This is a genomic window from Acinetobacter guillouiae (assembly GCF_002370525.2).
GTDB lineage: Bacteria > Pseudomonadota > Gammaproteobacteria > Pseudomonadales > Moraxellaceae > Acinetobacter > Acinetobacter guillouiae.
This window is the reverse complement of the sequence record NZ_AP014630.1, coordinates 2,273,659-2,287,037: the sequence shown is the minus strand read 5'-3', so window position 1 is coordinate 2,287,037 and position 13,379 is coordinate 2,273,659. Positions and strand designations below refer to the sequence as shown.

10 protein-coding genes are annotated in these 13,379 nt (G+C 35.7%); 4 read left to right on the top strand and 6 right to left on the bottom strand.

The window, feature by feature from the left end:
• The first annotated feature begins 270 nt into the window (after window positions 1-270).
• Window positions 271-1,458: a benzoate/H(+) symporter BenE family transporter gene (locus AS4_RS10575; RefSeq protein ID WP_096734103.1), complete on the top strand. Its 1,188-nt coding sequence runs from the start codon at window positions 271-273 to the stop codon at window positions 1,456-1,458.
• Between the two features lie 101 nt (window positions 1,459-1,559).
• Here AS4_RS10575 and AS4_RS10570 read toward each other — a convergent pair whose 3' ends face one another.
• On the bottom strand, window positions 1,560-2,330 hold the full coding sequence (locus AS4_RS10570; protein WP_096734102.1) for an alpha/beta fold hydrolase: 771 nt from the start codon (window positions 2,328-2,330) through the stop codon (window positions 1,560-1,562).
• A 671-nt stretch (window positions 2,331-3,001) separates the two neighbouring features.
• Here AS4_RS10570 and AS4_RS10565 point away from each other — a divergent pair.
• Both AS4_RS10565 and AS4_RS10560 read left to right on the top strand, forming a co-directional pair.
• The gene (locus AS4_RS10565; protein ID WP_096734101.1) at window positions 3,002-4,207 is read left to right on the top strand and encodes an amino acid aminotransferase; all 1,206 of its coding nucleotides are present in this window, start codon (window positions 3,002-3,004) and stop codon (window positions 4,205-4,207) included.
• 360 nt (window positions 4,208-4,567) lie between these two features.
• Window positions 4,568-6,136: an ATP-binding cassette domain-containing protein gene (locus AS4_RS10560; protein ID WP_096734099.1), complete on the top strand. Its 1,569-nt coding sequence runs from the start codon at window positions 4,568-4,570 to the stop codon at window positions 6,134-6,136.
• Between the two features lie 150 nt (window positions 6,137-6,286).
• Here the strand turns inward: AS4_RS10560 and AS4_RS10555 are convergent, their stop codons facing one another.
• The 3 genes from AS4_RS10555 to AS4_RS10545 form a co-directional block, all read right to left on the bottom strand.
• Window positions 6,287-7,696, bottom strand: coding sequence for a serine hydrolase (locus tag AS4_RS10555; protein WP_096734098.1), 1,410 nt, complete (start codon window positions 7,694-7,696; stop codon window positions 6,287-6,289).
• Between the two features lie 255 nt (window positions 7,697-7,951).
• On the bottom strand, window positions 7,952-8,260 hold the full coding sequence (locus tag AS4_RS10550; RefSeq protein ID WP_096735510.1) for an I78 family peptidase inhibitor: 309 nt from the start codon (window positions 8,258-8,260) through the stop codon (window positions 7,952-7,954).
• A 157-nt stretch (window positions 8,261-8,417) separates the two neighbouring features.
• Window positions 8,418-9,527 (bottom strand): S-(hydroxymethyl)glutathione dehydrogenase/class III alcohol dehydrogenase, encoded by a 1,110-nt coding sequence (locus tag AS4_RS10545; protein WP_004821485.1) that lies wholly within the window; start codon window positions 9,525-9,527, stop codon window positions 8,418-8,420.
• 191 nt (window positions 9,528-9,718) lie between these two features.
• On the opposite strand from AS4_RS10545, the gene AS4_RS10540 reads away from it, so the two are divergent.
• The gene (locus AS4_RS10540; protein WP_096734097.1) at window positions 9,719-11,197 is read left to right on the top strand and encodes a phospholipase D family protein; all 1,479 of its coding nucleotides are present in this window, start codon (window positions 9,719-9,721) and stop codon (window positions 11,195-11,197) included.
• Window positions 11,198-11,245: 48 nt separating this feature from the next.
• Here the strand turns inward: AS4_RS10540 and AS4_RS10535 are convergent, their stop codons facing one another.
• Together AS4_RS10535 and AS4_RS10530 are read right to left on the bottom strand one after the other, a co-directional pair.
• Window positions 11,246-11,896 carry a class I SAM-dependent methyltransferase gene (locus tag AS4_RS10535; RefSeq protein WP_096734096.1) on the bottom strand — a complete coding sequence of 217 codons (651 nt, stop codon included), beginning with the start codon at window positions 11,894-11,896 and terminating at the stop codon, window positions 11,246-11,248.
• A gap of 79 nt (window positions 11,897-11,975) precedes the next feature.
• On the bottom strand, window positions 11,976-13,373 hold the full coding sequence (locus tag AS4_RS10530; RefSeq protein ID WP_096734095.1) for an aminotransferase-like domain-containing protein: 1,398 nt from the start codon (window positions 13,371-13,373) through the stop codon (window positions 11,976-11,978).
• Window positions 13,374-13,379: the final 6 nt, after the last annotated feature.

Sequence of the window (13,379 nt, the reverse complement as noted above, 5' to 3'; positions counted from 1 at the left end):
CTTGTTTATAAACAAGTTGTTAAAATTATTTTTTAGTAAAAATAACAATTTTGTTCCAGCAAAAATTACTTCTTAAAATCAAATCATAGTAGATAAAACATAATAAAAACCATTCTTAACGCCTTCACCTTTACCAGAGTTAAAAAAAGCAGTCGATAAAATCATATCACCAAACTGGTACCTTAAAAAATATTAAAAGTGTATCTTATGGCAATACCACATTAAAAATACACTCTACTACTTCTTTTTTAAATCTTAGGGGTAGAGTTTATGTCTTTTCAACATCATTCTAATGATTTTCTTCCCCCCATTATGGCTGGTTTAATTTCGGTCATTGTTAATTATGGTGGTACCTTTATTTTAATCTTCCAAGCTGCACAGATGGCTGGTCTTAGCCATGAACTCACTGCCTCATGGGTATGGTCTATTTCTATTGGGGTTGGTATCACAGGAATATTATTAAGTTGGTATACCCGCGAACCCATTATCACTGCGTGGTCTACGCCTGCCGCTGCATTTTTAATTATGACGCTTGTAACTGTGCCATATTCCGAAGCAATTGGCGCATATTTACTTTCTGCACTGGCATTTGTGATCTTGGGAATTACGGGCTATTTTGAAAAATTGATTGGTCTAATTCCAACGGGTATTGCCTCTGGTCTCTTGGCAGGTATTTTATTGCAATTTGGGATTGCTGCCTTTACCAATATGACAATTGATCCTTTTTTGGCAATTTCATTATTTTTTATTTACCTAATTACCAAGCGTTTTTCTGCAAGATTTGCCATTATTAGTGTCTTGATTTTTGGCTTTATTTTCTTACTTTTACAATCACGGATTGATTTCTCTGGATTTGAACTAAAATTAGCCTCGCCTATTTTTACCACACCAACTTTTTCTATAAACTCGATACTGAGTGTTGCCCTACCTTTATTTTTAATTACCTTAACAGGACAATATATGCCAGGTTTACTGGTTCTTAAAAATGATGGTTTTCACACCAATGCTAAACCGATTCTTATCGTGACAGGCTTAGGCTCGTTCCTCATGGCTCCGTTTGGTTCACATGCATTTAATCTTGCTGCGATCACTGCTGCAATTTGCACTGGAAAGGAATCCCACGAAGATCCATCAAAACGCTGGATTTCAGGGATTGCCGCAGGTGTGTTTTATATTCTTGTTGGAATTTTTGGTGTAACGTTAGCAGCTGTCTTTGCAGCGTTTCCAGTCGCTTTTATAAGCACTCTAGCAGGACTTGCATTATTAGGTACAATTGCTGGAAGTCTTGCAAATGCGATGAGTGATATTGATTGCCGAGAAGCCTCACTCATTACCTTTCTCGCAACGACGGCCAATATCAGTTTATTTGGTGTTGGGGGTGCATTTTGGGGTTTGGTTTTAGGTCTAATTTCATATCTAGTACTCAATGGAAAATTCAAAACCAAGACACTTTCTTGACCCTACTGGACTAAAGAACTGGTAGTGCTTATAAAACAATCATTTATAAACAGCATATTACCTTTAAATATGCTGTTTTAATTTATTCAGAGTCTAAAACCTCATTCTATAAACCCAGAAATCATTTGATTGACTACAGCCGGTTTTTCAGCATGTAACCAATGCCCGACTTGTTCAATGACTTTAACTTGACTATGACTAAACTGGGTTTCGATTGCAGAAAAATGTTCAGCTTTTGAAATATAAGGTGAGTTTCCACCTTTAATAAACAATGCTGGAATAGGATTCACCTGCTGATTTTCCCAGCTTAAAATATCAGCATAATGATTAAATAAGGCTTGGACATTAAACAGCCATTTTCCCTTACTGAATGATTTTAATAAAAATTGAATCACCATTTCTTCTTTTAAGTATTGACGCATAATCTCTGTTGCTTCTTTACGAGATTCAATTTGTGCATTTTCAACCGCAAATAAGGCTTTAAAAATTTGATCATGGTGATTTTCTTGATATGCAAAAGGTGTCATATCCAAGACAATCATTTTTTGCATACGATCTTGCGCTAAATCTGCAAGTTTCATTGCAATTTTTCCACCCATAGAATGTCCAATCGTAATAAACTTTTCAATATTTAAATGATCAAGTGTTTGCAAAACATCCTGAGCCATCAATTGATAATTCATTTCATCTGAATGTGCAGAATGGCCATGATTTCGAACATCAATTTGCAATAAGTTGAATTTGCTTTGAAATTCACGTGCAATAATGCCCAAATTACTTAAACTTCCAAATAATCCATGAATCAATACCAGTGTGGTTTTTTGAGTTCCATGGCTATCTTGAGCTTGATCGTATTGATAATTCAGTAACATTAAAAACCATCCAGAATTTAAATATTGCGCTTGCACTATGATGACAAGAAGAGAAATGCAGAACAATAGTTTTATCATTCATTAACAATACTGCGACCTAAAAACAATCAATATCTTAACTATCTCTCTTTCAATACCGCACTTGATACACTGTTTAAGTTTTATCTTATTTATCCTCTATTTTGTAGAGAATACACATTTGGCTATAAATATAGACAAATGAGCGATGAGCTTAGGGTCTGTTGACATTTCATAAATGGCTTGCGTTGTAAACTAAAATTGAGCAGGCAAGGCAGGAAACGAAGAGAATAGCGAGACTATTTTCGAGTTTCATAACGAAGGCTGAGATAATTTTAGCCACAACCCTGAGCAAGAACAAAGCACTGCTTTGTTTGCAGCGCAAGGCGCAGCGGGGACTTGTGTGTTTTTTGCCGCTACGAGTTACCTTGCGAAACGTTGTTTCTCATCATTTAGAATGACTAAATTTCATATTTCGCGCCTAGTATCGCCTAAAAAACACACGTAGTCGCAAACGTAGACGAATTGTCTACAGACCCTAATCTAAAGTTGAATAAATAATAAAAAATAAACCTCAATCTACTGTTGAGTCGGGGTTTGAATTACCTATATTATCAGACTTGATTTTTTCGATTGATTTAGGACTTTAGACCATGTTTCAACATGTAGATCCTTATGCAGGTGATCCAATTCTTTCTCTAATGGAAGCCTTTGGTAAGGATGAACGGACACACAAAGTAAATTTAAGTATTGGTCTTTATTATAATGAGGACACAATTGTTCCTCAGTTAGACGCTGTAAAAGCGGCTTTGAAAAATATTGAACCAAGCAATGACAAGGTAAAGCTTTATTTACCGATGGATGGTTCAAAGTCTTATAACGAAGCAACCCAGAAACTGGTTTTAGGTGCAGATAGCCAAGCACGTAAAGATGGTCGTGCAGTGACCATTCAAACGCTAGGTGGTTCTGGTGCACTTAAAGTAGGCGCAGATTTTCTAAAAAAATACTTTCCTGAATCTGATGTTTGGGTGAGCCAACCGACCTGGGAAAACCATATTGCAATTTTTAATGGTGCAGGAATCAATTCACATTTCTACCGTTATTTTGATGCAGCAACCAATGGTGTCAATATTGAAGGCATGTTAGAGGATTTACAGCAAATCCCTGCAAAAGGCATTGTTCTTCTTCACCCTTGTTGCCATAACCCAACAGGCGCAGATTTAACACCAGCTGAATGGGATCGTGTAATTGAAGTATTGAAAGCACGTGATTTAATTCCATTCCTAGATATTGCTTACCAAGGTTTTGGTCAAGGCTTAGAAGAAGATGCTTATGCAATTCGTGCTTTAGACAAGTCAGGATTGAATTTCATTGTAAGCAATTCATTCTCTAAAATTTTCTCACTATATGGTGAGCGTGTTGGTGGCTTAAGCTTTATTTGTGATGACCAAGCAACTGCACAAAAAGTTTTAGGTCAGCTTAAAGCAACTGTACGCCGTATCTACTCAAGCCCTCCAACGACAGGTGCCTTAGTGGTTGATAATGTATTGAATGATGCAACATTAACTGAAAAATGGCATGCAGAGCTTAAAGAAATGCGTGAGCGTATCATCCAAATGCGCGAACTATTAAAGGCAAAATTAACCGCTGCTTTACCTGGTCGTAATTTTGATTACCTTACAGAACAACAAGGCATGTTTAGCTATACAGGTTTAACGGCTGAACAAGTGGATATATTGAAAGATCAATATGCCATTTATTTGCTACGTAGTGGCCGTATGTGTGCAGCGGGCTTAAATTTAAAAAATATTGATTATGTAGCAACATCTGTTGCAGAAGTCATTAAAGCAACTGCTTAAATAAATTGATAAGCGTTGATTGATTCAATCCACTGCCACTTAACTCCCTTTTCATAAGGGAGTTAAGTTTTTGAGATGATTCTTTTTTAAATGAGCATTTTAAAAGCTTAACATTGACATACAGATTTATTTTAATACAATAAGCATTCTTATCCCCCCTTCTTAAAAGAGTAACGCCAATGAAGTAAGTCATTTTCTCATCATTATTTATTTAATTTTTGATGCGCAAAATAGATTCTACTCAAGGCTACACTTATCTTTTGGTTCTGATACCGTCTTTACGATAAATTAAATAATCTACTGTTATTTAAAGCTTTTATTACATACTATTTTGTGCATCCTCTATATGAGGATCATTGAATGCAACAAGCATGTATTATTTCAAATTTGAGTTTGGCATTCCCCACTCAAACAATGTTTACGCAACTAAATTTTGTGCTTTTTTCAGGGCAAACTTCTGCTGTGATTGGCCGTAATGGTTTGGGAAAATCATTACTTTTTAAACTATTACAACTACAACAGCATTCAGATTTAGCCTATTCAGGTCAAATTGCATGGCATATCCAACATGATTATTTAGCACAATTACAACGATTAAATGCCAAAACAATAGCTGAAGCTTTAGATATTGCTCATCTACACAATGCTTTTGAGCGTATTGAAAACAGTAGTGCCAGTTTTGAAGATTATGATCTGGTGGAAAACTGTTGGGATTTACCACAAAAATGGCAACAAATTTTAAGCAATGCACAACTGCCGCTTGATTTAAATTTTCCCATACTACACTTAAGTGAAGGTCAAAAAACCAAGCTGGCTTTGTGTCGCTTATTTCTAAAACAAGATCATTATCTACTTTTAGATGAGCCAAGTAATCATTTAGATACCATGGCAAGAAAATGGTTAATTGAATCGATTCAGGCACATAAGGCGGGAGTTTGTATTATTAGTCATGATCTTCAATTGCTGAATCAAGTGCAGCATATTTATGCTTTAACCGCGCAAGGTTTACAACATGTTAAGGGCAATTATGCAGATTATGTTCAACAGCACCTACAACAAATCCATGCCTTAACTCAGTCTATTCAACAAGAAAAACGTGAATTTAAACAGTTAAAGCAACAACAGCATGATAGTTTAATGAAAGCACAAAAACGTCAACGTAAAGGTGCTCAATTGCGTGACTCGAACTCTCAAGCCAAGATTCTACTGGATTTTAAAAAAGAGCAAGCTGGGCAAAGTTTTGGGAAATTACGTGCACAGCAAATTCGCCAAGCTGATGAAACACAGAGCAGTTTACAGGAGAAACAAACAGCTTTAGAAAAAATTAAACCACAACGATTTGACTTTCAATTTCAATCATCTAAACAAGGTGAAATATTAAGAATTAACGATTTACAATTGCCTTATGCCACCACACTGAACATAAAGTTGTCACTCCAAGCCGGTGAAAAAATCCAGCTTAAAGGTGCAAATTGCGTGGGTAAATCCACCCTATTAAAAATGATTGATCAATCACAAAGTACTGAAATTTTCTTTACCGGGCAAAGTTTATATTTGGATCAAAATTTTAGTTTACTCAATGATGATCTTTCTGTGATCGAGAATTTAGCGAAATTTAATCCAGATATGCTGGAGGTTGAATGGCGAAATTTATTAGGTCAACTACGCATCCGCCGCGAAAAAGCACTCTTAAAATTGGGGCAACTCAGTGGCGGTGAAAAACTTAAAGTTGCATTACTTGGAATAAGTCAGCATCATCAAAATATTGATTTATTGTTATTGGATGAACCTGAAAATCACTTAGACATCGAGTCACGAGAATTACTTGCGCAAGCCATTGAGCAATTTAAAGGTGCTGTCATTCTGGTCTCTCATGATGATTGTTTTGTTGAGCAATCTGGAGTAAATGAAGCATTTTTACTGAGTTAAAAGTATTACTTCATTCTGATCATTTTGAAAAACTTTCCGCCAATGGTTTATTGCCCATATGGCGGATTGCACTGTTCAAACTAAAAGTAAACCTCCAATCTACTCAAAATATTTGCAGTGTTAAGTTTCCCCATATGTAAAATCCAAATATTATTTTTGCTTCTCATCTATGAGCTGAAAACATAATTTATCAATGTTTTTCGTTTTTGGATGAAAAGCTGAGAGGTTAGATAACACAATAACAGCCGTCTTATCCTCAACATTTATTGCCATTGAAGATGAATAGCCACCAGTTCCGCCATTGTGCCAAACCAAATCTTTTCCATTTTGTGATTTTAACAAATGCCAAGCTAAACCGATTTTCATATCTTTGTTCATTTCAAAGGTCGGTGTACGCGTTAAAGTCAATTCGGTATTTTTAGGATCGAATTGTGCGATTACAAATTTTGCTAAATCCTCTGTGGTTGATAATAGCCCGCCAGCACCAAACAAAACGTCAAAATCCCAATTTGATACGATTTGTCCATCAGGATTTTGCCCTTTTACTAACTTAGTATCTAGATTTTGCGAGTTTACAAATGAGTTTTTCATTGTGTATTTATCAAAAATTCTCTTTTGTAATAATGTTTGAAAGCTTTTTCCTTGTGATACGCCAAGCGTATAGCCTAATAACCCCGCCCCTAAATTAGAATAAACATATTTTTTTTCAGGCTCATTTTCAATTTTCAAATCATCTTTAAGGTATTGTTCAATCTGACTTTTACCATAATCTTTGTAGGGATTGCTTTGATTCGATAAATCTAGATTCTCAGGTAAGCGTGGTAAACCGGAGGTATGATTAGCCAAGTCTTTAAAATTCAGTTGAGTGTTATTTTTAAATTTTAAAGATGGATAAAATGGATTGATTTCATCCGTTAATTTAATTTTTCCTTCATCAACAAGCGAAGCTAAAACGGTCGATGTAAAAACTTTCGTAATAGAACCAATTTCAAAAACCTTATTCTGGTTTTCGATCGGTTTGATCATACCTTCAGTTTTGATAACCCCATAATATTTCACTTTTTGATTTTGAACGACTGCAATAGAAAGTTGCGTATTATTTGGAAAATTTTGGCTATTTGAAAAAATGATGTCTGAGATTTCTTTTGGATAAGCATTAAGCGCATTCACAGTATTACTACTATTTATCTCTTTTTGAACTTCGTTAGGCTTCATAATAAGTCCCTTGATATGATTTTCTTGATCAAGCGAAATATTGACCGTTAAAACCATTTTCTCAAACTTGGTTTTATAACTGACATAACTTCCTTGTTGATCGCTGAGAAATTCTTTGCTTTCAATTTTTCCTGCCTGAGATTTCAATCCTGAGAAAAATTGCTTTGTCTTTTCAAGCGGCAATGTCTTTTTCATTTCAGCAGAAAATACATCATAAATTTTTTCATACTGATCAGCATTATAGTTGTTTATAAAATTATCCATGGCAATTTTATAGTTTTCACTCTGAGCAAATATTGAGTTTGATATCAAAATCACAAATAGGATTAAAAATAGTCTTTTCATAGGGTTTTAATAATAGCTAATGAATTGAAGTCTTGTGCTCTAACGCTACACATCTAAAAGTACAGCTTAAAACATAACAAAAAAACTGCTTTAAGCAAGTATTATCAGTCACTCAGTAGAAAAAATTGTTATTTTAGTCTTTTATAATGATTGTTCTGTGTCGAATAGATGAAGCAAATTTGTTAAATTAAACTTTAAAATCATGATTGAATAAATCAGTATTTATTCAATCATATAAGGCTTAAATTTGTGTTATTAACCACAAGTCGCTTGGGTAATTTTTTTGGTCGCAGGATCTACAGTTACAGTCACACGTTCAATACGATAATCCATAGTTACCCCTTGATTTGGCGCAACTTTACGTACGATTGATGCCTGTGTAAGCTGCTTAATTTTCGCTTCAGACATATCATTTTGACCAATCAATTGAGTTGCGCGTTCAGCAACACATGTGGTTTGAGTGTTTTGTGCTGTTTGATCTGGCGTTGCATTGCTTTGAAGCGAAGAACATGCTGATACGGTTAAAGCCATAATACCAAGAGCTAAAATTGCAACATTTTTCATAAGACGACCTATTTTGATTTTTTGCTTTAAAGCCATAACATAACAAAAAAAGATAAGCTTAGAGAATTAATATATAAAACTCATACATTTATCATGCAAATAAAAACCAGTGATACATGATGTATCACTGGTTCTTGGTCGTGCTCAGTATTTAAGCTTAAAAGTTAATCACTGTACGGATTGATTTACCTTCATGCATTAAATCAAATGCTTCGTTAATTTTATCTAAGCCCATTGTATGGGTAACAAAAGGTGCAAGTTGGATATCACCTTTCATCGCATCTTCAACCATACCTGGCAATTGTGTACGGCCTTTTACCCCACCAAATGCGGTTCCTTTCCATGTACGACCAGTCACAAGCTGGAACGGACGGGTAGAAATTTCTTGACCTGCACCGGCTACACCAATGATGACTGATTGTCCCCACCCACGATGAGCACATTCAAGCGCTGAACGCATTACATTGACATTGCCGATACATTCAAATGAATGGTCTACCCCCCAACCTGTCATTTCAACAATCACTTCTTGAACAGGTTTATCATAGTCTTTTGGATTAACGAAATCAGTCGCACCAAACTCTTCTGCCAACTTAAATTTTTCAGGATTGGTATCCACAACAATGATACGGCCAGCTTTAGCTTGGCGCGCACCTTGTACAACCGCCAAACCAATACCACCTAAACCAAATACAGCAACTGAATCGCCTTCTTGTACTTTTGCTGTGTTATGGACTGCACCAATCCCTGTCGTTACACCGCAACCCAGCAAACAAACATGTTCAGGATTTGCTTCTGGGTTAATTTTAGCCAATGACACTTCAGCAACGACAGTATATTCACTAAAAGTTGAACAACCCATATAGTGATAAATAGGTTCGCCATTATAAGAAAAACGTGTCGTTCCATCAGGCATAACCCCTTTACCTTGTGTCGCACGAACGGCTGTACACAGATTGGTTTTGCCTGATTTACAGAATAAGCATTCGCCACATTCTGCCGTATATAAAGGAATCACATGATCCCCAGGTTTTACCGAAGTTACCCCTTCACCAACTTCAACAACAATACCAGCACCTTCATGGCCTAAAATTGCTGGAAATACGCCTTCTGGATCATCACCTGATAAAGTAAATGCATCTGTATGACAAACCCCTGTATGGGTAATTTTAACAAGGACTTCGCCTTTTTGTGGAGGTGCAACATCAATTTCCACAATTTCTAAAGGTTTTCCTGGACCAAATGCAACAGCAGCACGTGATTTCATAGCTAAATATCCTAATAGGTTTGTGTTTTAACAGTTGGACTACAGTAACCTTTTTCTCTTTACAGATTCAACCATTAACTTGATGATATGATTTAGTAAAATTTAAAGTACTCATTGAAAGAATGAATCATTCAAAGACTTCACTTGCCTTCGTTATTTTGGCTTTTTCAATCACTGGATGCAGTTTACCTATGAATCAACCAGAACAAGAACAACAAGTTAAAGTATATGCAGAGCATTGGATCAATGAGCCTCAAGCAAAACAGATGCTTACTCAAGGTCTCACTGCATATTTAGCCATGAATGATGCTTTCCAAAGTATCGCGTCACGTATCCACCTGATTCGGAAAGCCAAATATACACTTGATTTACAATACTATATTTGGGCGGATGATTTTATTGGCAATTTAATGCTACACGAATTGCTTAAAGCTGCTGACCGCGGTGTAAAAGTACGCTTATTAATCGATGATCAAAATGGAACAAAAATAGATCGGCAATTAAGTGCATTGCTGACACATCCAAACATTTCGATCAAATTATACAATCCTTATAAATTCCGACACTTTCGTGTAATGGATTATATTTTTAGAATAAACAGAATCAACCATCGAATGCACAATAAATTAATTATTGCTGATGGTGCAATTGCTGTGACAGGCGGGCGAAATATCAGCAGTGAATATTTTGATGCCAGTGAATCTTTCCAATTTACCGATATGGATATTTTATTTTTTGGTAAAGCAGTCAATCGTGCAAATGAAGTTTTTACCGATTTTTGGAATTTTCAATTAAGCTATCCGATTGATCAATTTATTGATAAAGGTTCTGATCAAGATTTATTAACTTTGCGAAAAAGCTTTGAACGACTTGAACAAGCTGAACATACGACAGATGAAAAGGTAAATCTTGAGCAGAAAGAACTCGCCAATGAGCTTAATCAAAATAAAATCAATTGGGCTTATGCCGATTTTCTGGCAGATTCTCCAAAGAAAAGTTTAGGACAAGCACACGGTAATGAATTAATTTCACACCAAATTCACCAACATTTGGGTGATCCCAAACAAGAAATGGATTTGATTGCCGCTTATTTTGTTCCTACAAAAAATGGGACGGATTTCATCAACCAATTCCCTAAACAAAATGTCAAAGTCAGAATTTTAACCAACTCCTTTATGGCAAATGATGTTGCGCTTGTCCATGCGTTTTATCAAAAGTATCGAGTTGACCTGCTTAAAGGAGGCGCAAAACTTTATGAATTTAAACCTTATATAGAACGCAATCGCCGTACTTGGTATGAGGTCCTTACAGGAAACATCATTCCGAAAAAAGGCAAAAATAAATCCAGTTTGCATGCAAAATTTATCAATATTGATGACAAAGTCTTTATTGGTTCATTTAACCTTGATCCAAGATCATTCAATATCAATACCGAAGTTGGACTGGTTGTTCAATCAGATCCTTTACAAGAGCAAATTTCAAATCTATTGGATCAAACCCTATTTAGGGTTGCTTATGAGTTAAAACTTAATCCACAAGGTGAGCTGATCTGGCTAGATCATCGTGCGGATGGCAAAGTCATTGAATATAAAGTTGACCCTGAAACAACACGATTCCAACGATTTGTCATGTACAGCGTCTCATATTTACCACTTGAATGGATGATGTAAGTTTAGTGTAATGACAACGCATATACCAAACGTATTAAATATTTACTGCTACAAATAACACTCAAACAGACAGAGCCCTTTGATCTCTTTAACCAGTTCTATGTCAGTAAAGCCTGCATATTTTAAGCTTTGAAAATGTTCATGTTTCGACATATACAAGTCATTATTGCTCATCGCATCTGATGCAAAAATATGGTCACAGACCAAATACAGAGCATCACGTTTTAATAATGTCTTTACTTGTTGATGAAATTGATTTGCATAGTTTTTATGGCGTAACTCATGTAAAGCTTGATGAATAATGATGGCATCATATTGTCCAAGCTGATCGCGCCAATCTTCATTTTTAAAATCAGCAATCAGATATTGCACTCTGTCTAACTCAGAAGAAAGTAGCTTACTTTTAGAAAGCTCATGCATTGCATCAGAGAAATCTAGCGCTGTATATTCAATATCAGCACACTGGGTAAGTAAATGTTTGGCAAGAAAACCAGGACCTGAACCTATTTCTAAAATATTGAACTGCGTGTTTTGATCAGTTTGATAGTGTTTCTCTTTGGCTGCTTTTTGAATTAAATTCACATAATAGTCAAAAAACTCATAACGCCAAGGGCGTTTTTCATTGGCTTCATTTGCCCATTGCAAAGCATCTTGCGGATTTTTTAAATCAATTGGACTTGGTACATCCTGAACACTCATTATAATTATTCCACTGAAATCAATATAAATTTGCTTACTATTTACCCATATTTTAAAGCAATAAGGAAACGGATTTTCGCTAACTTTGTAAGTTATTTATTTTTAACTGCTGAATTGACATCGCCAAAATATCAAAGACTTTTTTATCTACACATTGTGCAACATTAAAGCGCATGAACTGTCCTGCATTTTCAGCTTGGCTAAAAGAATTACCCGGCGCTAGAATTACGCCCTGTTTAAGACATAACTTTGATAATTCAGCAGCCTGTATACCATCTGGCAATTTGCACCATAAAAAAATCCCTGCTGTTGGCACAATCCACGGTTTTATACCGAGTTGCCCCAACTTTTGCATCATTTCATTGCTGACTTTAAGCAAATGTTTCTTTAACCAATCTAAATGTTTAGGATAACTGCTGTCCATTAGAGCCTGATAAATAATTTCTGCATTTAAATGACTATTGCTAAAGTTGGTCGCAATTCTTAAATCTATCAATTGATCAATCAGTTCTGACTCTGCAATGATATAACCGCAACGAATTGCAGCTGATAGAGTTTTGGTAAAACTGCCAATCTGAATGACATGCTTAAAACCTGCTAATGAAGCATAACGTGGTGCTGGTGTATATTCAAAATCAGCAAAAATTTCATCTTCAATAATCAATAAATCAGTTTTCTCAACCAGCTTAGAAATTTGATAAACTGTTTGTAGCGAAATCGTGGCCCCTGTTGGATTATGGATCCCTGAATTGGTTAAATAGATTTTAGGCTTTAAATTCAATGCTTGTTCAAATTTCTCTACATCTGGTCCAGTTTCTGTAAATGGAATTGGAACGGCTTTTAAATGATGTGCCTTAATCAAAGCGCGGAAATTAAAATAGCAAGGATCATCAATCAAGATCACATCACCTGCGCTAAGTAGGTGTCTGAAAATTAAATCAATGGACTGGGTTGCTGAGTCAGTAATAAGAATTTGATTCAGTTTGAATTTTAAATCATACAGTTCTTTTTTTCTGGCAATAAATTTACGTAACTCCAAATGTCCATGCGGTGTTGCATAATCGGTGAGCATGATGATTTCAGACTTAGCAGCTTGTTTTAATGCTTTACGGATCGATTGTTCAGGCATCCAAGTGGTGGGTAACCAGCCACAACCCGGTTTTAGCACATCGGTCTTCGCCTCTAATGACTGCCTTGAAATCCATAAGGGATCTATTTCACGTTGATACTGTATTTCAGTATCAATCATTTGCATCGGTTCGGCTTTACCTAATACATAGTAACCAGAACCAAGACGAGATTCTAAAACACCTTCCGCAACTAATCTGGCATAGGCTTCAACGATCGTTGAAACAGAACAATTTGTTTGTGTAGCAAACTGACGGACTGAAGGTAAGCGTGAACCTGCAATCAAACTTTTATTCGAAATTTGATTTTTAATCATCAGCACTGTTTGTTCAATTTTTGTTTTCGCCATTTAAAA